The 23,518-nt window shown below is 33.8% G+C and carries 23 protein-coding genes; 8 read left to right on the top strand and 15 right to left on the bottom strand.

Translation table 11 applies throughout. The features are described 5' to 3' along the window. Positions 1 to 53 precede the first annotated feature (53 nt). Positions 54 to 1,703 carry a DUF6377 domain-containing protein gene (locus tag AB3G33_RS03660; RefSeq protein ID WP_367772679.1) on the bottom strand — a complete coding sequence of 550 codons (1,650 nt, stop codon included), beginning with the start codon at positions 1,701 to 1,703 and terminating at the stop codon, positions 54 to 56. A gap of 361 nt (positions 1,704 to 2,064) precedes the next feature. On the opposite strand from AB3G33_RS03660, the gene hflX reads away from it, so the two are divergent. Beyond that, on the top strand, positions 2,065 to 3,315 hold the full coding sequence (hflX, locus tag AB3G33_RS03655) for a GTPase HflX (protein ID WP_367772677.1): 1,251 nt from the start codon (positions 2,065 to 2,067) through the stop codon (positions 3,313 to 3,315). A 351-nt stretch (positions 3,316 to 3,666) separates the two neighbouring features. Beyond that, a complete protein-coding gene (locus tag AB3G33_RS03650) occupies positions 3,667 to 4,098 on the top strand; it encodes a hypothetical protein (RefSeq protein ID WP_367772675.1) in 432 nt (143 codons plus the stop codon). 126 nt (positions 4,099 to 4,224) lie between these two features. Here the strand turns inward: AB3G33_RS03650 and AB3G33_RS03645 are convergent, their stop codons facing one another. The 8 genes from AB3G33_RS03645 to AB3G33_RS03610 all read right to left on the bottom strand — a co-directional run bounded on the left by AB3G33_RS03645 (position 4,225) and on the right by AB3G33_RS03610 (position 9,293). Then, on the bottom strand, positions 4,225 to 4,668 hold the full coding sequence (locus AB3G33_RS03645; RefSeq protein ID WP_367772673.1) for a hypothetical protein: 444 nt from the start codon (positions 4,666 to 4,668) through the stop codon (positions 4,225 to 4,227). An 85-nt stretch (positions 4,669 to 4,753) separates the two neighbouring features. After that, a complete protein-coding gene (locus AB3G33_RS03640; protein WP_367772671.1) occupies positions 4,754 to 5,602 on the bottom strand; it encodes a DUF3078 domain-containing protein in 849 nt (282 codons plus the stop codon). A gap of 21 nt (positions 5,603 to 5,623) precedes the next feature. Further along, complete coding sequence (locus AB3G33_RS03635) at positions 5,624 to 6,130, bottom strand: DUF2480 family protein (protein WP_367772669.1); 507 nt, start codon at positions 6,128 to 6,130, stop codon at positions 5,624 to 5,626. A gap of 82 nt (positions 6,131 to 6,212) precedes the next feature. After that, positions 6,213 to 6,536 carry an SUF system Fe-S cluster assembly protein gene (locus AB3G33_RS03630; protein ID WP_367772668.1) on the bottom strand — a complete coding sequence of 108 codons (324 nt, stop codon included), beginning with the start codon at positions 6,534 to 6,536 and terminating at the stop codon, positions 6,213 to 6,215. Between the two features lie 175 nt (positions 6,537 to 6,711). Further along, positions 6,712 to 7,119: a GxxExxY protein gene (locus AB3G33_RS03625; RefSeq protein ID WP_367772666.1), complete on the bottom strand. Its 408-nt coding sequence runs from the start codon at positions 7,117 to 7,119 to the stop codon at positions 6,712 to 6,714. 93 nt (positions 7,120 to 7,212) lie between these two features. Further along, positions 7,213 to 7,635, bottom strand: a complete 423-nt coding sequence (locus AB3G33_RS03620; protein WP_367772664.1) for a SufE family protein — start codon at positions 7,633 to 7,635, stop codon at positions 7,213 to 7,215. Then, the gene (locus tag AB3G33_RS03615) at positions 7,625 to 8,068 is read right to left on the bottom strand and encodes a hypothetical protein (protein ID WP_367772662.1); all 444 of its coding nucleotides are present in this window, start codon (positions 8,066 to 8,068) and stop codon (positions 7,625 to 7,627) included. Before AB3G33_RS03615 ends, AB3G33_RS03620 begins: the two co-directional genes overlap by 11 nt. Positions 8,069 to 8,078: 10 nt before the next feature. After that, positions 8,079 to 9,293, bottom strand: a complete 1,215-nt coding sequence (locus AB3G33_RS03610; RefSeq protein WP_367772660.1) for an aminotransferase class V-fold PLP-dependent enzyme — start codon at positions 9,291 to 9,293, stop codon at positions 8,079 to 8,081. A 163-nt stretch (positions 9,294 to 9,456) separates the two neighbouring features. On the opposite strand from AB3G33_RS03610, the gene AB3G33_RS03605 reads away from it, so the two are divergent. Next, on the top strand, positions 9,457 to 10,830 hold the full coding sequence (locus AB3G33_RS03605) for a serine hydrolase domain-containing protein (RefSeq protein WP_367772658.1): 1,374 nt from the start codon (positions 9,457 to 9,459) through the stop codon (positions 10,828 to 10,830). 180 nt (positions 10,831 to 11,010) lie between these two features. On the opposite strand, the gene sufD is transcribed toward AB3G33_RS03605, so the two are convergent. From sufD to AB3G33_RS03580, 5 genes are all read right to left on the bottom strand, one after another. Then, the gene (gene sufD / locus AB3G33_RS03600) at positions 11,011 to 12,327 is read right to left on the bottom strand and encodes a Fe-S cluster assembly protein SufD (RefSeq protein ID WP_367772656.1); all 1,317 of its coding nucleotides are present in this window, start codon (positions 12,325 to 12,327) and stop codon (positions 11,011 to 11,013) included. Positions 12,328 to 12,411: 84 nt separating this feature from the next. Continuing rightward, complete coding sequence (gene sufC / locus AB3G33_RS03595) at positions 12,412 to 13,158, bottom strand: Fe-S cluster assembly ATPase SufC (protein ID WP_367756053.1); 747 nt, start codon at positions 13,156 to 13,158, stop codon at positions 12,412 to 12,414. Positions 13,159 to 13,201: 43 nt separating this feature from the next. Continuing rightward, entirely contained in the window at positions 13,202 to 13,591 is a 390-nt protein-coding gene (locus AB3G33_RS03590; protein ID WP_367772654.1) for a four helix bundle protein, read from the bottom strand. A gap of 77 nt (positions 13,592 to 13,668) precedes the next feature. After that, entirely contained in the window at positions 13,669 to 15,117 is a 1,449-nt protein-coding gene (sufB, locus tag AB3G33_RS03585) for a Fe-S cluster assembly protein SufB (RefSeq protein ID WP_367756049.1), read from the bottom strand. Between the two features lie 70 nt (positions 15,118 to 15,187). After that, a complete protein-coding gene (locus AB3G33_RS03580) occupies positions 15,188 to 15,517 on the bottom strand; it encodes a HesB/IscA family protein (RefSeq protein ID WP_367772652.1) in 330 nt (109 codons plus the stop codon). 186 nt (positions 15,518 to 15,703) lie between these two features. Between AB3G33_RS03580 and AB3G33_RS03575 the strand changes: the two genes are divergently transcribed. The 5 genes from AB3G33_RS03575 (at position 15,704) to AB3G33_RS03555 (ending at position 22,452) form a co-directional block, all read left to right on the top strand. After that, positions 15,704 to 16,663: a YjgN family protein gene (locus AB3G33_RS03575; protein ID WP_367772650.1), complete on the top strand. Its 960-nt coding sequence runs from the start codon at positions 15,704 to 15,706 to the stop codon at positions 16,661 to 16,663. A gap of 4 nt (positions 16,664 to 16,667) precedes the next feature. Further along, positions 16,668 to 17,735 (top strand): M48 family metallopeptidase, encoded by a 1,068-nt coding sequence (locus AB3G33_RS03570; protein WP_367772648.1) that lies wholly within the window; start codon positions 16,668 to 16,670, stop codon positions 17,733 to 17,735. 219 nt (positions 17,736 to 17,954) lie between these two features. Beyond that, positions 17,955 to 18,815 (top strand): MBL fold metallo-hydrolase, encoded by an 861-nt coding sequence (locus tag AB3G33_RS03565; protein WP_367772646.1) that lies wholly within the window; start codon positions 17,955 to 17,957, stop codon positions 18,813 to 18,815. 74 nt (positions 18,816 to 18,889) lie between these two features. After that, a complete protein-coding gene (locus tag AB3G33_RS03560) occupies positions 18,890 to 20,515 on the top strand; it encodes a S8 family peptidase (protein WP_367772644.1) in 1,626 nt (541 codons plus the stop codon). Between the two features lie 62 nt (positions 20,516 to 20,577). Continuing rightward, on the top strand, positions 20,578 to 22,452 hold the full coding sequence (locus AB3G33_RS03555) for a M1 family metallopeptidase (RefSeq protein ID WP_367772642.1): 1,875 nt from the start codon (positions 20,578 to 20,580) through the stop codon (positions 22,450 to 22,452). 52 nt (positions 22,453 to 22,504) lie between these two features. On the opposite strand, the gene AB3G33_RS03550 is transcribed toward AB3G33_RS03555, so the two are convergent. Beyond that, positions 22,505 to 23,458: an L-threonine 3-dehydrogenase gene (locus tag AB3G33_RS03550; RefSeq protein ID WP_367772640.1), complete on the bottom strand. Its 954-nt coding sequence runs from the start codon at positions 23,456 to 23,458 to the stop codon at positions 22,505 to 22,507. Positions 23,459 to 23,518: the final 60 nt, after the last annotated feature.

Below are 23,518 nucleotides of genomic sequence, written 5' to 3'. Positions count from 1 at the left end.
AAAAAAGTCATTTAGGCTTGATTTATACAGAAACAGACTTTCAAAAAAGAATTTTATGATTTTATATTTGTGCCAATTTGCATTACTTTGGTTTCAAATTCCTCACGAGGACCTGCCGCTTTATTTTTAAGTTGGGAACGATAATTATAAATTGTGGATACCGAATAACGTAAAAAAACAGCAATTTTGGCACTGTCTTTTATTCCCAATCGGATCAAGGCGAAGATTCTTAATTCGGTATTTAATAATTCCCCGTCTTTCAATTGTGTTGCTTCATCATCAATTAGCAAAGCCGAAAATTCTTTGATAAAATTGGGAAAAAGCTGTAAAAAGGTCTGGTCAAAATTAGTATAAAACGTAGCGAGTTCGTTTTCAATAAAATCTTTTGACTTCACGGCACTTACTAAATCGTTCATTTTCCCCGTGGTTGCCATCAAGTTCAATTTACGGCGGTACCCTTCTAGTTTGCCTATATAGTCCGAACATTGATCCATATAACGACCAATGTAAATTTCTTTTACCAAATTGGTTTCAGAAAGGGCGTTATTGGTTTCGTTCAATTTCTCATTAAAAACGGATAATTCTTTATTCAATTCCGAAAGTTGATTGTTAGCCAAACTGATTTCCTGTTTGGCAGTAGACAATCGTTTCATTTGTTTGAAAAGAAGGAACAAAGCCGTCATTAAAAATAGAGAGAGAATACTGGCACTTATTAAAAACAGGATTAACTGGAAACGGTTGGTTTCATTTTGCTTTTGATACGCTTCATTAATAATGGGCATCATCTTAGAAATCTCGTAGGTTCTCAAACGCGCATTACAAAAAACAGCATCTTCCAAGGAACGCTTCATGTATTTATAAGAGCGGTCAATATCGCCTTCTTCGTATAATAAAAAGGCTAAGGAACGTAGCGAAATATATTCTTTTTTGGCCAACTGCAAGTCGGAAATTGCCGAGATAGCCAACCATTTTTTTTCTTGTTCAGTCTCTTTTTTTCCATGGTAGGATTGTGAAATGAGATACGCCACAACAGCTTGCTCAGGATTATCTTTCGCAATTTCTGGAAAATGCTTTAGCAATAGGGTTAAGGTTTGATCGAATTTTTGTTGTTCGATGAGTTTGCTGGCTTGGTCAATAAATTTTAAACTGGATTGAGATGGGTAGGACAGCATGGTGGAATCTCTATACCGCTGTGTTAATACATCATATTTCTTTTTTTCCTGAGGCGATGCCGCATAATCTGACATAGAGCCATAAATAGTAGTACTAACACGGTAAAAATCACTTTTAAGATTGGCTAGGGATTTGAGGTCAATTTTATGGAGAACATCTGTGGCTTCCTTGTACATACCTAAGGTTCCCATGATGGAAGCTAAGTTTAAGTTAGCCGAATTAATTTTGGGTATATCTTTTAGCGTACTAGCTATTTGAAAATTTTTTCTGGCGTATGCTAGTGCTGAATCCGACTGATAGAGTTTGTATTCTTCGAATAATTTTTGACCAATTTCATATTTTTGAAGATTGGTTGAAGTGTATTCTAACAACTCTTTCAGCTTGTTTATTTTTTCTTCTTTTTTATCCGAATATTGTTGGTAATTGTCTACAGTTTTATCCAACTCACCCAATAAAGAATCAAAATTATTTTGACCAATAAGGAGTACAGGAAAGAGTAAAACAATAAACAATGTCAAAAACCGACTCATTCAATTGGGATTTAATTTGTGTAAAAATAAATAAAATAAGTTAGTAGGTGTTTTTTAAACATATAAGTCATATAAGTTTTTGAGGTTTAAGTTTTTTTTGAACCATATAAGGCATATAAGGTCATATAAGTTTTAGGAAAATAATTAAATATGCGTTCTGCGTGCCAATAGACACAGAGCATCTGCAGTACATATCTTCAATGAGCTTATATGCCTTATATGGTTTAAATTTTTTATTGTGTAAGGATTTGAGCCCACAGATCTAGCAGATTAAAATGATTTTCACGCCTTTTACTTATAAAGAACATATAAATTTAATAAGTCCCTCACAAATGATTAAATTTGTAGCTTATTCAAAGATATGTTAGAAAAAGAAGTATTAAATTTCGAAAAAACAGCCATTGTTGGTATTGTAACTCAAAATCAAAGTGAAGAGAAGCTCAATGAATATCTTGACGAATTAGAGTTTTTAACATTTACCGCAGGCGGACAGGTAGTAAAACGTTTTTCTCAAAAAATGGAACGCCCTAATCCCAAAACTTTTATGGGTACAGGGAAGATCGAAGAGATTCATTCGTATGTAAAAGAGAATGATATTTCGACCTTGATTTTTGATGATGAGTTAACGCCTTCACAGCAAAAAAATATTTCAAAAATAATTACCGAATGTAAAATACTGGATAGAACACACCTTATCCTAGACATTTTTGCACAACGTGCCGAAACTTCGTATGCAAGAACCCAAGTAGAATTAGCACAATGCATTTATATGTTGCCAAGATTATCCGGACTTTGGACGCATTTGGAACGTCAAAAGGGTGGAATTGGAATGCGTGGACCTGGAGAAACTGAGATTGAGACTGACAGACGTATTGTACGTGATAGAATCGCCTTATTGAAAGATAAAATCAAGGCAATCGACAAACAAATGGGAACCCAACGAGGCAATCGTGGTTCTATGGTGCGTGTCGCTTTGGTGGGATATACGAATGTGGGTAAATCAACCTTGATGAATGCCGTAGGGAAAAGCGATGTGTTTGTCGAAAACAAATTGTTTGCAACTCTAGACACAACTGTTCGTAAAGTGGTGATTAAAAACCTACCGTTCCTATTGTCAGACACTGTGGGATTCATCCGTAAATTGCCTACTATGCTAGTTGATTCTTTCAAAAGTACGCTGGATGAGGTTCGTGAAGCTGATTTGTTATTGCACGTAGTTGATATTTCGCATCCCGAGTTCGAAGATCATATTGCCTCCGTGAATCAAACTTTGCAAGACATCAAAGCCAATGACAAACCTGTAATCATGGTTTTCAATAAAATAGATGCTTATAAACATTTGACTATTGATGACGATGATTTAATGACCGAAAAAACGCCAAGACATTACACACTCGAAGAGTGGAAATCGACTTGGATGAGTCGAGTAGGCGAGGAAAATGCGTTATTCATTTCGGCGACTAACAAAGAGAATTTCGAAGAGTTTAGAGAACGCGTGTACGAAGCAGTAAGACACATTCACATTACCCGCTTCCCGTACAACAAGTTTTTATATCCAGATTACAAAGACGCGATAGAAAAAGAAGACAAAGACGAGGAAGAAACCGAATAATTTTCTCCAAAATATAAATTACACAAATCCCTTTTGAATTTTCATTAGGGATTTTTTTTGGGCATGCCCCAGCTTCCAGTCCTTAGCATCAGGGTCGGGCTGTACGTTACAAACAAAGTTCACTGAACACCTATAAAAAATATATACTAAGTGAAGTAATCTTTTATTTCACTGCGTTACATAAAAGGATTTCCAGTACCATCCTTCATGCGAGACTTTGGAATTCATGGTGTATGTGGTTTTCTGGACAATTTGTAAGAAAAAAGCAATATATTTGAGAATAAACAAAGTAGGACGGTTGTCAGAGCTAAATTATAAGTTGTCAGGAATATAAAAAAATAACGAATAGAAATGAAATTAAAATTAATCGGATGTGGAATTATATCGTTGATGATCTCTTGTAAAACATATACAATTACACCAGAAAGTTTCAAAAGTCAATTTACAAAAACGGATGTTAACGGAATGAAAGAAGTTAAAACAAACAATCCTCTTTTTTATAAAAATTTCAAATATTTATCAAACGATATTAAGTATTTAAATGTGTTAAACAAGAATGGAAAATTAGTTTTTATACAAAATTCTCCTTCGCTCGAAATGAGAGTAACATTACTTAACGGGAAAAGAAAAAACTTTTATTTTGATACGGTTATGTTGGAAAATGACACGCTAAAAGGAGGCAAATCAAGATTTTTGCCGGGGTTAACAAATGTTATACCTTTTGACCAAATCGTTAAAATAGAAGTTCAAGAAGGTGGAAAAAACTATTATTACAATAATTAATAAAAAACATTTTCTCTAATTCTCGTTTGCTAGGAGCTTCGCCTACTTACTTTTAGAAACAAATTGAAGGATTTGCAACGTGACTCATTAAAAAAAGAAAACTTAAAGATTTGAAATTAGTATAATTTATTCCTTCACCAAACCTAATTTCTTAGCTGATTCACTATCAATAGGTTTAAATTGAAAATCGGAGTCCTCAAATTTTAAAGTCCCATCAATAAATAGAGGAATGTTCATAAAAGTAGTGGCAACTCCGCTTCCCATTTTGAAAGTTTCCCCTCGCTTTAGCAATACAAATGGTGCCCATTTCTTGCTTCCTCCATATGTTCTATAATCAAATTTTCCTTTGAGAGTATCTCCTTTTTTCTCACCTCGTACTTCCCCAGATTCTTTGCCTACACCGCCGTATCGTATTTCTAATTGACCATAAAATTTGTTATCGTATTGCGCTAACTTTAGTAGTGCAGTATCCTTGCCTTTTACAGCCTGATAAAATTTAAAATCATTAGCTTTATCTGATTGGCAACCCATTAAAATTAAAAACGTAACAATTCCTAATATAGTTTTCATTCTATTTTGCTTTTAGGATCAAAGATAAATAAAAACGCCCTTTTGAAATTCATCAAAAGGGCGCTTCTTGTATTAATATAACGGATTAGAAACCGTAGTTCACACCTAGTCCAAAAAGTTCTTTTACTTGTACAGCTTGTACTGAGTTGTCATCATAAATGGCTTGTAAAGCAACATTAGCCGAAAGGTATTTGTTGATTCTCATGACCACATTCATTTGGTAATCTACATCTACATTTTGTGGTGCATCTAAATAATTAGAATATAAATTCAACCGATTCTCAATAGATACGTTAGCCATCACGCTAAACTTATAATAAGCAGATATGCTGGCTCCAAATTCAAATCTAGTGTTGTCCCCTTGCAATACTCCGTAAGACGGTCCAAATTCAGTAAAATGATCGTGAACAACTATTAATTTGGCTGCAGCTGGAGCAAAATTCACACTTAAATTATTACTCTTTTTCCATAACATCCCTGGTCCAAACTGGAAATAAGCGGGAGAGAAAAAATGTGAAATTTTCATGTCATTCTTATCTAATCCCGTATCCATTTGAGACTTAAAATTAAAATAAACAGAGTAGTACCATTGTCCAGATGCTTTTTTACCCCATAATGAGTTGAGCTCTAGGCGGTCGTCTGTTTTGGCTGTTTTGTTATCTCCTTTTATTTTACTTAAACCATAAGCCAAAATAAATTTATTGTCCCAAACAACATCTTCATTTTTATAATTGAAATCGTAGTTTAATCCAAAATTCCCTGCAACATTTGAGGTTCCGCCACCTAGCCATTGTTTGTTATAAGAGGATTGGTTAAAAAGCAAAGAAATATTTCCTTTTTTGGTCCAGTGTTTAACGGTATCTTGTGCTGTTTCCTGTGCATGTACAGAAAGTATAGCCATTAGTAAGACGAATACAAATAGTATCTTTTTCATATTGTGAAAAGGTATTTATAATTATTTTTTAGCTTTAAATAAGGGAACAGCTGAACAAGCTTCTCCATACATAATACTTCGTGCAACAAGTTGTAAAAAGTTTGCAGCAATGATATACGCTCGCATTGGTACCGGTTTTCTGGAACATCCTTTTATAATAACAGGCTTGTTATTATATACGGAGTAATCAATTTTTGGAAGTAGTTCTTCATACAAAGCTACATCCAAATCTTCTAGACTACCATTGATTATTTTCTTAGCAAATGGTGCTAATTGTATTGACACTAAAATAGAAGCCCAAGCTGGAACAATAGCATCTGTACTGCAATTAATAGCGACTAGTTGGTCTTGATATTGTGTCCAATCGTGATTTTTAAGGTGTTCTCTAAAATCTTTTTCTTTCAGCAAAAAACCTTCCAACAACCATTGTGAAATATCAATTTGTGTGCGGATTCCTTTTGGATAGTAATTTTCAAGATCGAAAACTTCCAAAACACTATTCGCTACTTTATTTATTATTTCTTCCATTTGTTTTTTTGTTTAAAGGTTAAAGTTTCAGGTTTACTATTTTGCACGTATAACTTGAAACCTTAAACTTGAAACCCTTTTTTTATAGCATTCCCAATTCTAATTTTGCTTCTTCGCTCATTAAGTCTTTACTCCAAGGTGGATCAAAAGTAATTTCAACCTCGGCATCCTTAATGTGCTCAATTGATTTTACTTTTTCTTCTACTTCTCTTGGTAAACTTTCTGCAACAGGGCAGTTTGGAGATGTAAGTGTCATTAAAATTTTTACTTCGTAATCAGTGTTGACCATTACGTCATAGATTAATCCTAATTCGTATATGTCAACTGGAATTTCAGGGTCGTAAATAGTTTTTAATTTTTTTACGATTGCTTCACCTAATTCGTTAGTGTCTATTTCTTGTGTCATAATTTATTTTTTTTTGAACCATATAAGGAATATAAGGTTATTTAAGGTTTGTTTTAACTCTGTTTTAAACATATATTTTATTATATGTTATATTTAATTTTTGAACCACATTAGGAATATAAGGTGATTTAAGGTTTGTGTTTAACCATTTTGAACCAAATATTTTATAGGTAATTTAATCTTCTAGATATCTATATTTTTCATTCACATATGTTTTTTGCCCTTCTTTGAAAAGATGTGTTACATTAAAATTGAGCATTAGTCCTATAGGAACTTCTAAAAGTTTCATATAGGTTAAAATTTGAGCTTCATGGATGGGTAAAACTTTTTCTACTGCCTTAAGTTCAACAACCAAACAATTTTCAATTAATAGATCACATCTTAATCCTGTTTCAAGTTCTAAACCTTTGTAATTTACTGGAATCTGTAGTTCAGTTTGAAAATTACAGTCTCTAATTGTCAATTCTTTTTTTAAACAACTGTGATAAACACTTTCCAAAAGACCTGGCCCAAGATGTTTGTGAACTTCTATAGCACAACCGTTTACTTGGTATATTAAATCTTTTAGGTACGTTTTTGTCATAAATTTTCAAGAATTTATTTTTAAAACTATAAGCAACAACTTATATGAACTTATATGCCTTACATGGTTCTTTTTAAAACTTATATGTTTAAATTATCCTTTTTTGGCATCGAATGCCAATGCATACATTTTAATATTTTTTATCATCGAGACTAAGCCATTAGCTCTAGTAGGTGATAAATGTTCTTTTAATCCTATTTCGTCAATAAAACCCATATCGGCAGCAATGATATCTGCAGGAGTTTGGTTTGAAAAAACTCGAATTAATATGGCAATAATTCCTTTGGTTAAGATTGCGTCACTATCAGCAGTGAAAACCACTTTATCGTCATTTTGTTGTCCCTGTAACCACACTTTTGATTGGCAACCTTTAATCAAATTATTTTCGGTTTTGAACTCGTCTTTAATTAACGGTAGGTTTTTCCCTAGATCAATGATGTATTCGTACCGTTGCATCCAGTCATCAAACATGGAAAATTCGTCTACTATCTCTTCTTGTATGTCTTTAATTTTCATCCTTTTGTTTTGCAAATGAATTTATTTTATTCACTAATTTTTTAATCTCAAACGGTGGAAATCCATGATCGAAACTAGGTGATTCATAGGAGATTCCTTTGTAGGTTATTTTTATATTGGCAATGGCAGCACCATCATACAATCGTTTTTCTGTTGGTGATTTTAAATCTTTAATTTCATCTAGATTTACATCTTGGAATAAATCAATTAACTCTTTCCAATCGGCATCCGAAATCTTTGTTGGTTCTGTTTTCTCTTTTCCAGAACGGTCATTCGAAATAAAAACCATTTGTTTCTCTATAGTTATCTTTTGATAAAAACCTCTAGTGTTTGCTACATACTCAATTACAGCAGTTTCAATGTCTTGTTTTTTGTCGCCTTCACATCCTTTTCCAAGAAAAAGAGTTAAAAATAATAAGGAAAGTATTTTCATATTTGATGTATTAAGATAACATTGTTTGCGCTCTTTTTAACGCTTCAACCATCTCGTCAATCTCTTCTTTAGTATTATAAAAAGAAAATGAAGCTCTAATTGTCCCCGGTATTTTGAAATAATTCATGATGGGTTGCGCACAGTGATGTCCTGTTCTAACCGCTATTCCTAATTTGTCAATTATCGTACCAATATCATAGGGATGAATTCCTTCAATATTAAATGAAATTACCGAAGTTTTTTCATTTGATGTACCCAAAATACGCAATCCTTCGATTTCTAACAATCGTTTTGTTCCATATTCTAGTAATTCTAATTCTTGTCTTTGAATGTTGTCAAACCCTACTGCATTCATGTAATCAATAGCAGTTCCTAACACAATTCCACCAGCGATATTGGGTGTTCCTGCTTCAAATTTATGAGGCAATTCTGCATAAGTGGTTTTTTCGAAAGTTACTTCCTTGATCATTTCACCACCACCTTGGTATGGAGGTAATTTATTCAACCACGCTTCTTTTCCGTATAAAATACCAGTTCCTGTTGGCCCACACATTTTGTGTCCAGAGAAAACATAGAAATCACAATCTAATTCCTGAACATCTGGTTTTAGATGTGGAACCGCTTGAGCACCATCAATCAAAATAGCAGCACCTACTTGATGCGCTTTTTCAATCATATATTTAACAGGATTTACCGTTCCCAAAGCATTCGAAATATGATTTACAGTGACAATTTTGGTTTTGTCTGACAGTAATTTGTCATATTCTGCCATAATCAATTCGCCTTTGTCATTCATGGGAATCACTTTTAGCGTGGCTCCTGTTTTCTCACACAACATTTGCCATGGCACAATATTGCTATGGTGTTCTAATGCCGAAACCAAAACTTCATCACCGGGTTTTAAAATGGAAGCAAATCCATTTGCTACTAAGTTAATTCCAAAAGTCGTTCCTGAAGTAAAAAGTACTTCATGAGAAAATTTGGCATTGATATGATTTTGCACTTTGCCACGAGAAATCTCATAAGCATCAGTTGCCAATTGGCTTAAAGTATGAACCCCACGGTGAATGTTGGCATTGATTTCCTGATAATATTTGGAAATAGCGTCAATGACAATTTGTGGTTTTTGTGAAGTTGCTCCGTTATCGAAATAAACTAATGTTTTTCCGTTTACTTTCTCTGAAAGTATTGGAAAATCGGCTCTTATTTTTTGAATGTCTAGCATAATTATTTAGAAAAATTCTAAATACAAAAGTACTAAAAACTAAATTGTTTTAACCATCATTTTTAGATTTTCATTCCTGCTTTTTTGGGTTTCTATTTTAAAATAAATTAATGAAGTCGTGCCAAAAAAAGAATTAAATTGCAGAATAAACAATTCATATAATATGAAAAAAGTATTCAAACTTGTTGGTTTTGCCTCATTTGCAGGTGTTTTTTATATCGGGTTCACGACTTATCCTAAATTGGATTTGATTTCTGGTTTTTCAGCCAAAAGTATTGCCTCAGGACATTTTATCGATAATCGTTCTCAAGTAATGATTGAGAAAGGGGATAATGATATCAATTTAATTGACTTGGCTAGTAATGAAATTGATCAAAAAGACAATTTTGCGACCGCTTCTGTTTATGGTTTGAAAGAACGAAAAGCGATTTATAGACCGGGTTTGGGCGCTACTTTGATTGATGATAATTTTGATACTTCTAAACCCTATGAGATTCCAAAAAGGACTTTTTTAAAAAATAATTTACCCTTTCCGTATGGAAATAATGAACCAATGGATACTGTTTTCACCAATGTTGATTATGGTAAATTAAATGCGGCTGTAGCAAATGCTTTTGATAAAAAAGGTGCGATCGAAAAAAGGACGCGTTCTCTATTAGTGATTTATAAAGATAAAATCATTGCCGAAAAATACGATACTGGTTTTACTAAAGACAGTAAAATTCTGGGTTGGTCGATGACCAAAAGTATTACGGCAACCTTATTTGGAATTCTTGCTAAAGAAGGAAAGTACAATATTAATACACCTGCTCCCATTGCTGAATGGAAGGATGATGATCGTAAAGTAATTACGACCAGTGATTTATTGCACATGAATTCGGGATTGGCTTGGGAAGAAAATTACAGCACGATTTGTGATGCTACAAAAATGCTGTTTCTAGCCGAAAATATGGGTAGGGTACAGCTCGAAAAACCCGTAGCTTTTAAACCTAATTCACATTGGAATTATTCATCGGGAACAACAAACTTGCTATCTTATATTTTGAGAAATCAATTTAAAACGCATCAAGAATACCTAGATTTTTGGTACGCTGCCTTAATTGATAAAATAGGAATGAACTCGATGGTTGTTGAAACCGATATGGCAGGAAATTTTGTGGGTTCGTCTTATGCATGGGCAACCACGCGTGATTGGGCTAAATTTGGCTTATTATATTTACATGAAGGAAACTGGAACGGTGAACAGTTGTTTGATACTGGTTGGGCTCAATATGTTGCTACACCTACTAATGGATCAAGAGGAGATTATGGAGCCCACTTTTGGTTGAATGCTGGCGGGCGTTATCCTGATGCACCAAAGGATTTATACTCGGCTAATGGATTTCAAGGGCAAAAAGTATTTATTATTCCGTCACTTGATTTAGTGATTGTGAGAATGGGATTGACTGAAGATGCTAAGTTTGATGTAAACGGAATGTTGAAAGGGATAATTGGGAGTTTTAATAAACAAGGTTTAACCGCAAAGTACACTAAGTAAAAAGTGCGAAGTTCGCAAAGCTTAATGTTTTTAGCCCCGATAGCAATGGAAATCCTTTTATTGTTTTTCTTTAAAACAATAAAAGATTGCAATGTATAGCGGGAATAGCTCCAAAATAAAATTACAAAGGGCTCAAAGTTTAAATAACTCTGCGCCCTTTGCGTATTTAATAGAATAAAACTACAAATCAAATCCCATTTTCACACCTAATTTATTGGCGATAATTTTGGTAATTCGTTGTTTTAATTCTGGTATTTTGATATTTTCAATTACGGCATTCGAGAACGCATACATCAATAATGCTTTGGCTTCTTTTTTAGGAATTCCACGTGCTTGCATATAGAACATCGCTGTTTCGTCTAATTGACCAACAGTACAACCGTGAGAACATTTTACATCATCGGCAAAAATTTCTAATTGTGGTTTCGCGTTGATTGTTGCTTTGTCACTCAATAAAATATTATTGCTTTTTTGGAAGGCATTTGTTTTTTGAGCATCTTTCTCCACATATACTTTTCCGTTGAAAACTCCTGTAGAACGATCAGAATAGATTCCTTTATAATCTTGGAAACTCTCGCAGTTTGGAGCTGAATGTTTCACAAGCGTATAATGATCCACGTGTTGCTTCTCACCAATAATCGTGATTCCGTTTAAAGTACTTGTCAAACGTTCTCCAAAGTGATAGAAATTCAAGTTGTTACGCGTTAAATTCCCTCCAAAAGAGAACGTATGCACTGATACATGGCTTTCTTTTTGTTGAGATACGTAAGTGTTATCGATTAGATTAGCAGTCAGATTGTCATTTTGAATTTTGTAAAAATCTACAATTGCACGTTTTTGAGCAAAAATCTCGGTAACCGAATTGGTTAAAACAGGATTGTCATTCAAACTTTGATGACGCTCGATAATTTGCACATGAGAATTTTCCCCTACAATCACCAAGTTTCTTGGTTGTGTCATCAAGGCAGCTTCAGAACCAGTAGAGAAATACATGATTTCAATCGGTTTATCAGCCACTTTGCTTTTTGGGATATTGATATATGCTCCTTCATTGGCGAAAGCCGTATTCAACGAAGTCAAACTATCGTCTTTACTGGCAATTTGGTTGAAGTAGGTATCGATAATCATTTTGTATTTTGGTTTAGTCAATGCTGATGCCATCAAGCAAACGTCAATTCCTTCGTGAGTTGTTGATGATAAATGCGAACTGAAAACACCGTCAATAAACACTACTTTGTAGGTGTCAATCTCGTGTAAAAAGTATTTTTTTACATCCGAATACTGAATGTTACTTTCTGTTTTTGGAAAAACGGTAAAGTCATTTTTTAGGATGGCGTTTAGCGAAGTGTATTTCCAAGCTTCATCTTTTTTGGTTGGGAAACCTTTATTTTCAAAGTTTTTTATCGCTTCTGTACGTACATCATGAAGTTCAGAGTGAACATCGATGCGCTCTTCAAAAGCCATAAAAGACGATACTAATTTTTCTTTTAAATCCATTTTTATATTTTTTGTTTAAAGTTTAAGGTTTAAAAGTTTAAAGTTGTTTTGAAGTAACTTTAAACTTTAGACTTTAAACAAATTTTAGTTTTCTGCTTTAATCCAGTCGTATCCTTTTTCTTCTAGCTCGTGTGCTAGTTCTTTTCCACCTGATTTTACAATTTTACCATTGTATAATACGTGAACAAAATCAGGAACGATATAATCTAATAAACGTTGGTAGTGCGTGATTACTACGATAGCGTTTTTATCACTTTTCAATTTGTTAACTCCATTTGCAACGATGCGTAAAGCATCGATATCTAATCCAGAATCGGTTTCATCAAGAATAGCCAATTTTGGTTCTAACATTGCCATTTGGAAAATCTCGTTACGTTTTTTCTCTCCACCAGAAAATCCTTCGTTAAGAGAACGAGATAAAAACTTACGGTCAATTTCTAATAATTCAGATTTCTCACGAATTACCTTCAACATTTCGTTAGCTGGCATTTCGTCTTGTCCTTTTGCTTTACGTGTTTCATTAATAGCCGTTCTCATGAAGTTCGTTACCGACACTCCTGGAATTTCTACTGGATATTGAAACGAAAGGAAAACTCCTTTGTGTGCTCTTTCTTCTGGAGCTAGTTCCGAAAGGTCTTCACCGTCTAAAGAGATTTCGCCTTCAGTAACTTCGTAAGTTTCGTTTCCTGCGATGATAGATGCTAGGGTACTTTTTCCAGCACCGTTTGGTCCCATTATCGCGTGAATTTCTCCTGCTTTTACTTCAAGATTAATTCCTTTTAATATTTCTTTGTCGCCTATTGAAGCGTGTAAATTTTTTATGCTTAACATCCTTTTTTAGTTGTTTAAAGTTTAAAGTTTAAAGTTCTTGTGTTTACTGAAACTTGGTTCCTTTAAAATCTTTCTTGTTTAAATATGATATAAAATTGTTTATTTTTCCACTTAAATTTTCGAAGTCAGTTTTTAAAATTCCAAACTTAACAACGTCGATATAATTGTAATCTAGCACTCGGTATAATTGCGATCTTGTTTCTCCAGCGGATCCTTTTGCAATAGACAAAAATTGTCTAAATTCTAAATTTCCATTTCTTTCAAACCCTTCGGCAATATTATCCATTACTGAACCAGATGATGCTTTTATTTGATCTCTAAACCTGAAATCATTTTTCAAATCGGTTTCTACAGTTATCAAATAAATTTCTTTGGCTAGTCGTCTTGCTTCTTTCCAAATTTCTAAATCTTCAAAACGTGTAATTGTAGCCATTTATTTTTGTTTAAATTTTAACGGTTAAAGTTACTCATAACTTGCTCAACTTTAAACCTTAAACTTTAAACTAATTTTTAACCTACACTTCCTTCTAAACTAATTTCAAGTAATTTTTGTGCTTCAACTGCGAATTCCATTGGTAACTTGTTCAAAACCTCTTTACTGAAACCGTTTACGATTAAAGCAATTGCTTTCTCCGTTGGAATTCCACGTTGGTTGCAATAGAAAACTTGGTCTTCACCAATTTTACTAGTCGTAGCTTCGTGTTCTATTTTGGCTGTTGGATTTTTACTTTCTATATATGGGAATGTATGCGCTCCACAATTGTTACCCATTAATAGGGAATCACATTGCGAAAAGTTACGTGCATTATCCGCACGTGCGCTAATTTGTACTAATCCTCTATAACTGTTTTGTGATTTTCCAGCAGAAATTCCTTTAGAAATAATAGTCGATTTAGTGTTTTTACCTAAATGGATCATTTTAGTCCCCGTATCGGCTTGTTGGAAATTATTGGTAACAGCAATCGAGTAAAATTCTCCTACTGAATTGTCTCCCTTTAATATCACTGATGGATATTTCCAAGTAACAGCAGAACCTGTTTCTACCTGTGTCCAAGAGATTTTTGCGTTTGTTTCGCAAATTCCTCTTTTAGTCACAAAATTGAAAACTCCCCCTTTACCTTCTTTGTTTCCGGGGTACCAGTTTTGTACGGTTGAATATTTAATTTCAGCATCTTCAAGGGCAATCAATTCAACTACAGCTGCGTGTAATTGGTTTTCATCACGGCTTGGAGCGGTACAACCTTCTAGGTATGAAACGTAACTTCCTGCATCAGCAACGAGTAATGTTCTTTCAAACTGTCCTGTTCCTGCTTGATTAATTCTAAAATAAGTCGAAAGTTCCATTGGACAACGAACCCCTTTTGGAATATAACAAAAAGATCCATCAGAGAATACAGCCGAGTTTAATGCGGCGTAAAAGTTGTCTTTTTGTGGAACAACAGTTCCTAAATATTTACGAACTAATTCTGGATGCTCTTTTATTGCCTCAGAAATACTCATAAAAATAATTCCTTTTTCTCCTAATGTTTTCTTGAATGTTGTTGCTACTGATACAGAGTCAACCACGATATCCATGGCTACATTATTCATCATTTTTTGTTCGTCAACTGAGATGCCTAACTTTTTATACATTTCTAAAAGTTCAGGATCTACATCGTCTAATGTTTTATTAGGATCTACGGCTTTTGGAGCTGAATAGTAGGAAATCGCTTGAAAATCTGGTTTTGCATAATGTACGTTTGCCCATTCTGGCTCCGTCATTTCTTGCCATGCACGAAATGCTTCAATTCTCCAGTCGGTCATCCATTGTGGCTCTCCTTTTTTATGGGAAATAGCGCGAACGATATCTTCATTTAAACCAATAGGAAACGTCTCCGATTCCAAATCAGTATAAAATCCATATTCATATTCTTTAGTTTCGAGTTCGATTTTTAAATCGTCTTCTGTGTATTTGCTCATTCTTATTTAAAGATTTAAAGATTTAAGATTCAATAATTGAATAGTAATCTTTATTATTTGTGTCTAAATTTTATAAAGAGAAACTCTCTCCACATCCACAAGTTCTAGTTGCGTTTGGGTTGTTGAAAACAAATCCCTTTCCGTTTATTCCACCTGAAAACTCTAAAATAGTCCCAGCTAAATAAAGGAATGATTTTTTCTCTACGGCGATAGTTATTTCGTTGTCTATGAAAATTTTATCTTCTTCGTTTTTGGTTTTGTCAAATTTCAAATCATAAGACAAACCAGAACATCCGCCACTTTTCACACCTACTCTTACGTAGTCTGTAGCAGCATCAAAACCGTCCTCTTTCATCAAATCGACGATTTTCTTTTTGGCAGTATCAGAAACCTTTATCATTGTTATATTGATTTTGTCTAAATTAACCACAAAGATAGTATATAAAAACCTTTTTCCATAATTGATAACATTTTTATAACTAATGTCAAAATAGAAAAAAGCTATGTTAAAGCAGAAATAAAAATTAATATATTTATAAAATGTTATTTGTAAATAAAACCTTGTTATTAACTTACTAAAATCTTTATGGAAGAAATTTTGCAAACTGAAAAAAAATACAAACTTGATTTTCAAGGAAAAGGGAATGATTTCTTTGGAATTATAATTGTGAACTGGCTTTTGACGATATGTACTCTTGGGATATATTATCCTTGGGCAAAGGCTAAAAAACTACAATTTTTATATGGGCAAACATCCTTAAACGGAGATGCTTTTGCTTTTCACGGCACTGGAAAAGAAATGTTTAAAGGATTCTTGAAGGCAATTTTATTATTCTTCATTTTAGGAGGAATATTTGGACTTTTTATATATCTAAAAATGCCAATGGTGGGATTGCTTTTATTTTATTTTGGGATTTTCGCCATTTTGCCTTTGGCAATACATGGGTCGTATCGCTATAGAATGTCTAGAACTTCTTGGAGAGGAATTCGTTTTGGATATCGAGGAGATAAACAAGAATTAGCCATAAATTTTGTCAAATGGATTTTCTTGACGATAATTACTTTTGGTATTTACGGACCTTGGATGAGTATTAATTTGAGAAAATATTTAGTTGGGAATGTTCGTTTTGGTGACGCTGAGTTCGATTATAGTGGAGATGGTTCGGATTATTTTATATTAAATCTTAAAGGCTATTTCTTATCAATTTTCACTCTTGGGATTTACTTTTTTTGGTGGCAAAAGGATCTTTTTGAATACTACATTGACAACCTAACAGTTAACAAAGAAAATAAAGAAATACGTTTAAATTCAACGGTAACAGGTGGTGGCTTCTTTAAATTGGCAATCGTAAATTTGGCGATTATTGTTTTTACACTTGGACTAGGTTATGCATGGGCGGTGACAAGAACGTTAAATTATATTTTCAATAATATTCAATTAGACGGGAATATCGATTTAGATGCGCTTAATCAAACAGAAGAAAATTATAAAGATGCAACTGGGGAAGATTTAAGTGATTTCCTCGATTTAGATTTTGTTATGTAAGCCAATGAAAAATCAAGCAACAGGAATTTTCTATGATGGAAATTCATCGGTGCCACAGGAAGTGGTATTTCTTTTTGACTCTAATACAGCAACACTTGTTTTTGAAGCATCAAATGGAACTATTTATCAATGGAAATGCAGCGAAATAGTATTCGAAAAAACAGGTTCCAAATTGAGTTTTCGTCACAAAGTAGAAGTTTCCCAAAATGGATATACTACTGATTCGAAATTTATAGACGAAGTACTCACTTTTACAAAGAAAAAGGGACAATATGGTTGGTACCAAAGTCTTTTGGATTTAGGGACTACAATTCATCTAGGATTAGCAGTGGTTATTCTTGCAATTATAGGGTTATGTTATCTTTATGCCATTCCCTGGGTTGCTGAAAAATCAGTTGTTTTGATACCTGAAGAATATGATACTAAACTAGGAGATACTTTTTTTGAACAAAATGTTATTTTTAGCTCTATTGACTCTTCTAAAACAAAGGCTCTAAATGAGTTTGCCAAAGAATTAAAATTAAACAATACAAAAAAGCTGAAGTTCTCCGTTGTAGATTCTGAAATTGTGAATGCTTTTGCACTTCCTGACGGCAATATTGTTGTTTATACAGGGATATTGGATTCGATGCAAAACTATGATGAGCTAGTGGGTTTATTGGGCCATGAAGCGGCACATGTAAACCACAGGCATTCCATGAAAATGTTATGCAGGAATTTATCGGGTTATTTGTTTGTTTCGGCAATTTTGGGAGATGTAAACGGGATTATGGCCACTATTGGGAACAACATAAATAGTTTACAATCGCTTTCTTTCTCTCGAGAATTTGAGCACCAAGCCGATGTTGAAGGATTTAATGTGTTAGTTATTAATAAAGTTAATCCCGTGGGAATGACTAATTTATTTAAACGATTGGAGAATAAAAACTACATTTCCGTTCCGCAGTTCTTAAGTTCGCATCCTATGACTGAAGATAGAATTACATTTATGGAGAAAATGATTAAAACAAAAACGTTTCAGATAGTGGACAATCAAACACTAAAAAATTTATTTCAAAAAATGAAGAAGTAATTTTTCAAAGGTTTATAATGTACAACCTCAATTTAAAGTTTAAGTTACTTTAAAATTGGGGTTTTGTTTTTTAAGTTTAAGAACTAGATTTAATTGAAAGTTAAATACAGTCTTACTTTGATTAAAGAAGTGAAATTTACTTAAATTGCAAGACTTATTTGGTTTTGTATTTAGATTCTCTTACAACCATATAATTTATTAACCTTTCAAATCCTAAAAATGAAATTATATCCTATAGAAACTGGTAATTTTAAACTGGACGGTGGCGCTATGTTTGGTGTTGTTCCCAAAACAATTTGGAATAGAACCAATCCCGCTGATGAAAACAATTTAATTGATATTGCTGCAAGATGCTTGCTTATTGAAGACGAAAACCGATTGATTTTGATTGATACCGGAATGGGGAACAAGCAATCCGAGAAGTTTTTTGGGTATTATTCGCTTTGGGGTTCTCATTCTATGGATAAATCTTTGGCTAAATATGGTTTTCATCGTGATGATATTACAGATGTTTTTATGACACACTTGCATTTTGACCATTGTGGCGGAAGCGTGCAATGGAACAAAGATAAAACGGGTTATGAACCTGCGTTTAAAAATGCCAAATTCTGGTCGAATGAAAATCATTGGGAATGGGCAACAAAACCAAACCCAAGAGAGAAAGCATCGTTCTTGTCTGAAAATATTTTACCAATGCAGGAAAGCGGGCAATTGAATTTTATAAAAAGACCTGAAGGTGATTTTCTTGATAAATCAGAGTTGGGTTTTGGGATATTCTTTGCAGATGGTCATACGGAGAAACAGATGATTCCTCACATTCAATATAAAGATAAAACAATCGTTTTTTGTGCTGATTTATTGGCTACAGCCGGACACATTCCAGTAGCTTATGTTATGGGATATGATACCAGACCATTATTAACGATGCCCGAAAAAACTAAATTCCTAAATGCAGCTGCTGATAATAATTATTATTTATTTTTGGAACACGATGCTCATAATGAAATTATAACAGTGCAACATACGGAGAAAGGCGTTCGATTAAAAGATGTTTTCAGTTGTGAGGAAATCTTAAAATAGTGTTAATCTGCCTATTTTTGTAACAAAATAAATTATTTTAGACAAATATTTAAAATCTTATAAAATATCAATAAATGAATAGTATTAAACCTATTTTACTTTCTGCTTTTGCCGTTATGGTGTTGGCGGGATGTGGAGCTCAAAAACAAGTTTCAAGCCTTAGTTCAGTTGCCCTAATAAGTGCCCCTTTAAATATTAAGAAAGTTGCCCCTTTAAAAGAAAGCGAATTAAAACGCTGGAGTCACTTAGATATTGTAAAAGATACGATTCCAGGAATGAGTGTTGATAGAGCGTATTCGGAATTATTAAAGAACAAAACGGGTGTAAAAGTTATTGTTGGAATTGTAGATTCTGGTGTGGACATCGAACATGAAGATTTAAAAGATGTGGTTTGGACCAATACAAAAGAGATTCCAGGAAACGGAATTGATGATGATAAAAACGGTTACATTGATGATATTCATGGTTGGAACTTCCTTGGAGACATTACAAAAGAAAATTTAGAATACGAAAGAATTATCAAGGACAAAAGTTTAGTTGACGAGGCGACATATCTTGAAGCTAAAAAACTAAATGATGATAAAATTGCTGAAGCAAAAGCTGGAAAAGAGCGTTTGGAAGAATTGTTATTTGGAACGTCAAATGCAGATGCCGTTTTAACCAAACATTTTGCAAAACCAGTATATACCATTAAAGAAGTGAATGAAATAGAATCAAAAGATTCTACACTTTTGGGAAGCAAAGTAATGATGCAAAGAATGCTTTCTTATGGATTAAGTGTTCCGGAATTAAAAGTTGCTATTAAAGATGATATTGATGGAATGATTGCATTGCTTAATGGTGATAATCTAAAACAAAACTATAGAGCTGTTGTTGGTGACAATCCAAACGACATTACGGATACAAAATACGGAAATAATAACGTGATGGGTCCAGACAAAGAGAAAATCCTTCATGGAACTCATGTTGCCGGAATTGTAGCTCAAGTTAGAAATAACGGTATAGGTGGAGACGGAATCGCATCTAATGTTGAAATTTTAACGGTACGTGCTGTGCCAGATGGTGATGAGTATGATAAAGATATTGCATTAGGAATTCGTTATGCAGTTGATAATGGAGCCAAAGTAATTAACGGAAGTTTTGGTAAAAGTTTTTCACCACACAAGCAATGGGTTTACGATGCAATTAAATATGCCGAAAAGAAAGATGTATTAATCGTTCATGCTGCAGGAAATGATGCGGAAGATATTGATAGTTACAATAATTATCCAAATGATTCTGATGACAAGAAAACAGAATTTGCTGATAACATGATTACTATTGGAGCATTAAATTTTGATTACAGCGATAAAGTGGTGGCCCGTTTTTCAAATATTGGAAAAGTGAATGTGGATGTTTTTGCTCCAGGAGTAAAAATTTATGCTTCGACACCTAATAATACGTACAAATATTTACAAGGGACGTCAATGGCTTCACCAAATGTTGCTGGAGTTGCGGCTATTATTCGTTCGTATTATCCTAAATTATCTGCTTCACAAGTAAAACACATATTGATGGATTCTGGAGTGGCTATTACTACAAATGTTATTGTTGGAGGTAATCCAAAAGATACACGTTCATTTACTACTTTGTCTAAATCAGGAAAAATAGTTAATGCATACAATGCCTTAATCATGGCGGATAAAATGTCAAAAAAATAAATTGCATACTTATTAATCTAATGGAAGGACGAATGTCCTTCCATTTTTTATTTTAAAAAAAAATGAGAAAATTACTTTTACTTTCAATTGTCACATTCAATTTCGGGTCCTTAATGGCTCAAAATTCTACCTATTGGCAACAACATGTTGATTACAAAATGGAGGTTACTATGGATGTGAAAAATTATCAATACAAAGGAAAGCAAGAATTGGTATATACTAACAATTCATCCGATACTCTTAAAACAGTTTATTACCATTTATTCAATAATGCTTTTCAGCCAGGAAGTGAAATGGATGCACGCTTACACAGCATCAAAGATCCTGATGGAAGAATGGTAAACAAAGTTACTGTAGAGGGTAAAGAAGTTAAAGTAAGCCGAATTGAAAGTTTAAAACCGAACGAAATAGGATATTTAAAAATCACTAATTTCAAACAAGATGGTGTTGATGCTGCTGCAAAAACTGTAGGGACAATTCTAGAAGTTACTTTGGCTAAGCCAATTTTACCTAATACAAAAACAACATTTACGCTTGATTTTGACGGACAAGTCCCAGTACAAATTCGTCGTTCTGGTAGAAATAATTCCGAAGGAGTAGAGTTGTCAATGGCGCAATGGTATCCAAAAATGGCCGAATTTGATTTTGAAGGTTGGCATGCTGATCCGTATATCGCTAGAGAATTTCATGGTGTTTGGGGAAATTTTGATGTAACAATCAATATCGATAAGGATTATACTTTAGGAGGTTCAGGATATTTACAAAACCAAAACGAAATAGGACATGGGTATCAAGATGAAGGAGTTACTGTAGCATATCCGAAGAAAACTAAAATGTTATCTTGGCATTTTGTAGCGCCTATGGTGCACGATTTTACTTGGGCTGCTGATAAAAATTACATCCACGATGTAGTAAAAGGACCAAATGATGTGGCTTTACATTTCTTGTATAAAAACTACCCAAAAACAGTGGAGAACTGGAAAAAACTAGAGCCAATGATGGTAAAGGTGATGGATTTTTACAATAAAAACATTGGAAATTATCCTTACAAACAATACTCTTTTATTCAAGGTGGAGATGGCGGAATGGAGTATGCTATGTGTACGTTGATGTTAGGAAACGGAACGTTGGATGGTATTTATGGAACTGCAACGCATGAGTTAGGACATTCTTGGTTCCAACATATTTTAGCTTCAAATGAGTCTAAACACCCTTGGATGGATGAAGGATTTACTACCTACGTAGAAGATTTAGCTACAAATGAATTATCAGGTAAAAAAGTAGCGAACCCTTTTGAAGGAAATTACAAAGCCTATTATAGTTTAGTAAATTCAGGTAAAGAACAACCACAAACTACGCATGGAGATCGTTATGATGAGAATAGACCCTATAGCATTTCTTCCTACGTAAAAGGAAGTATCTTTTTGTCACAGTTGCGATATGTTATTGGAGATGATAAATTGGCAGAAACTATCAAAAGATATTTCCATGATTTTAAATTCAAACATCCTACGCCTAACGATATCAAAAGGAGTGCAGAACGTGTTTCGGGAGCAAATCTAGATTGGTATTTAGTAGATTGGACTGAGACTACTAACACGATTGATTACGGAATCAAAGCCGTAACGGAAAATGGAGATCAAACAACAGTAAGTTTGGAAAGAATTGGCAGAATGCCGATGCCGATTGACTTAACTGTAGAATACACAGATGGAACTTCAGAAAGTTTTTATGTTCCTTTACGTATGATGAGTTTTGTAAAAGAAAATCCAAATCCATTAGTTAAAAGAACGGTTTTAAACGACTGGACTTGGGCAGCATCTAATTATGATTTTACGATTGCTAAACCCAAAAGCACGATCAAGAAAATCACTATTGATCCAAGCGGATTAATGGCTGATGTGAAGCAAGCTAATAACGTTTATGAAGTAAAGTAATATTTTATTGAGCATAAAAAAAGTCCAGTTTTAAACTAGACTTTTTTTTGTTTTATTTTCCTTCAATCTTTCTTAGATTCTCTAACATATCCACTGTCATCGTTTCCAAATCATATTTGTGTTTCCATCCCCAATCTTCTCGAGCTTGATGGTCATCAATACTAGCAGGCCAACTGTCGGCTATTTTTTGACGAAAGTCGGGTTCATAGGTAATTGTAAAATCTGGGATGTGTTTTTTGATTTCAGCTGCAATTTCTGTTGGTGTAAAACTCATGGCAGCCAAGTTATAGGACGAATGAATTTTGATTTCTCCTTCTGGTGCCTGCATTATTTGAATCGTTGCTGCAATCGCATCATCCATATACATCATCGGCATTTTAGTTTCTGAGGATAAAAAGCATTCGTATTTTTTATCCGAAAGGGCTTTATGAAAAATATCCACAGCATAGTCAGTAGTTCCACCCCCTGGAGGCGATGACCAGCTAATTAAACCAGGATAACGGATGCTTCGTACATCCACTCCAAAAATATTATGGTAGTATTCGCACCATCTTTCACCAGCTTGCTTACTGATTCCATAAACCGTTGAAGGCTCCATAATGGTATATTGAGGGGTGTTTTCTTTAGGTGTTGTAGGTCCAAAAACAGCAATGCTGGAAGGCCAGAATATTTTTTTTATTTTTCCGGCTTTCGCCAAATTCAGAACGTGAAATAATGAGTTCATATTCAAATCCCAAGCAAATGCAGGGTTTTTCTCAGCAGTTGCTGATAGTAAAGCTGCCATTAAATACACATCAGTTATATTGTGGATTTCTACTAAATGCTCGATTTGGTTAAAATCCAACGCATTTATAACTTCAAAAGGCCCAGAATTAACAACATCAATATTTAGTTTTCTGATATCAGACGCTATAACATTTTCGACTCCATAAATTTTTCTCAGTGAAAGAGTCAACTCGGTACCAATTTGGCCACAAGCTCCAATAATCAATATTTTTGTACTCATTTGAATGTGATTTAAAGGACAAAGATAACGTTTTCGTAAACAGTTTAATCGCCTCGAAGC

This window comes from Flavobacterium sp. WC2421 (genome assembly GCF_040822115.1).
Classification (GTDB): Bacteria; Bacteroidota; Bacteroidia; order Flavobacteriales; family Flavobacteriaceae; genus Flavobacterium.
This window is presented reverse-complemented; position numbering and strand designations above follow the sequence as displayed.

Bases quoted from the DNA above. Each gene is read 5' to 3' on its own strand.
- AB3G33_RS03560 (WP_367772644.1), top strand. From the start codon at position 18,890: ATGAATAGTATTAAACCTATTTTACTTTCTGCTTTTGCCGTTATGGTG.
- AB3G33_RS03605 (WP_367772658.1), top strand. From the start codon at position 9,457: ATGAAAAAAGTATTCAAACTTGTTGGTTTTGCCTCATTTGCAGGTGTT.
- AB3G33_RS03645 (WP_367772673.1), bottom strand. From the start codon at position 4,668: ATGAAAACTATATTAGGAATTGTTACGTTTTTAATTTTAATGGGTTGC.
- sufB (WP_367756049.1), bottom strand. From the start codon at position 15,117: ATGAGCAAATACACAGAAGACGATTTAAAAATCGAACTCGAAACTAAA.
- AB3G33_RS03580 (WP_367772652.1), bottom strand. From the start codon at position 15,517: ATGATAAAGGTTTCTGATACTGCCAAAAAGAAAATCGTCGATTTGATG.
- sufC (WP_367756053.1), bottom strand. From the start codon at position 13,158: ATGTTAAGCATAAAAAATTTACACGCTTCAATAGGCGACAAAGAAATA.
- AB3G33_RS03555 (WP_367772642.1), top strand. From the start codon at position 20,578: ATGAGAAAATTACTTTTACTTTCAATTGTCACATTCAATTTCGGGTCC.
- sufD (WP_367772656.1), bottom strand. From the start codon at position 12,327: ATGGATTTAAAAGAAAAATTAGTATCGTCTTTTATGGCTTTTGAAGAG.
- AB3G33_RS03635 (WP_367772669.1), bottom strand. From the start codon at position 6,130: ATGGAAGAAATAATAAATAAAGTAGCGAATAGTGTTTTGGAAGTTTTC.
- AB3G33_RS03610 (WP_367772660.1), bottom strand. From the start codon at position 9,293: ATGCTAGACATTCAAAAAATAAGAGCCGATTTTCCAATACTTTCAGAG.
- AB3G33_RS03570 (WP_367772648.1), top strand. From the start codon at position 16,668: ATGAAAAATCAAGCAACAGGAATTTTCTATGATGGAAATTCATCGGTG.
- AB3G33_RS03590 (WP_367772654.1), bottom strand. From the start codon at position 13,591: ATGGCTACAATTACACGTTTTGAAGATTTAGAAATTTGGAAAGAAGCA.
- AB3G33_RS03565 (WP_367772646.1), top strand. From the start codon at position 17,955: ATGAAATTATATCCTATAGAAACTGGTAATTTTAAACTGGACGGTGGC.
- hflX (WP_367772677.1), top strand. From the start codon at position 2,065: ATGTTAGAAAAAGAAGTATTAAATTTCGAAAAAACAGCCATTGTTGGT.
- AB3G33_RS03550 (WP_367772640.1), bottom strand. From the start codon at position 23,458: ATGAGTACAAAAATATTGATTATTGGAGCTTGTGGCCAAATTGGTACC.
- AB3G33_RS03625 (WP_367772666.1), bottom strand. From the start codon at position 7,119: ATGACAAAAACGTACCTAAAAGATTTAATATACCAAGTAAACGGTTGT.
- AB3G33_RS03640 (WP_367772671.1), bottom strand. From the start codon at position 5,602: ATGAAAAAGATACTATTTGTATTCGTCTTACTAATGGCTATACTTTCT.
- AB3G33_RS03650 (WP_367772675.1), top strand. From the start codon at position 3,667: ATGAAATTAAAATTAATCGGATGTGGAATTATATCGTTGATGATCTCT.
- AB3G33_RS03575 (WP_367772650.1), top strand. From the start codon at position 15,704: ATGGAAGAAATTTTGCAAACTGAAAAAAAATACAAACTTGATTTTCAA.
- AB3G33_RS03660 (WP_367772679.1), bottom strand. From the start codon at position 1,703: ATGAGTCGGTTTTTGACATTGTTTATTGTTTTACTCTTTCCTGTACTC.
- AB3G33_RS03615 (WP_367772662.1), bottom strand. From the start codon at position 8,068: ATGAAAATACTTTCCTTATTATTTTTAACTCTTTTTCTTGGAAAAGGA.
- AB3G33_RS03630 (WP_367772668.1), bottom strand. From the start codon at position 6,536: ATGACACAAGAAATAGACACTAACGAATTAGGTGAAGCAATCGTAAAA.
- AB3G33_RS03620 (WP_367772664.1), bottom strand. From the start codon at position 7,635: ATGAAAATTAAAGACATACAAGAAGAGATAGTAGACGAATTTTCCATG.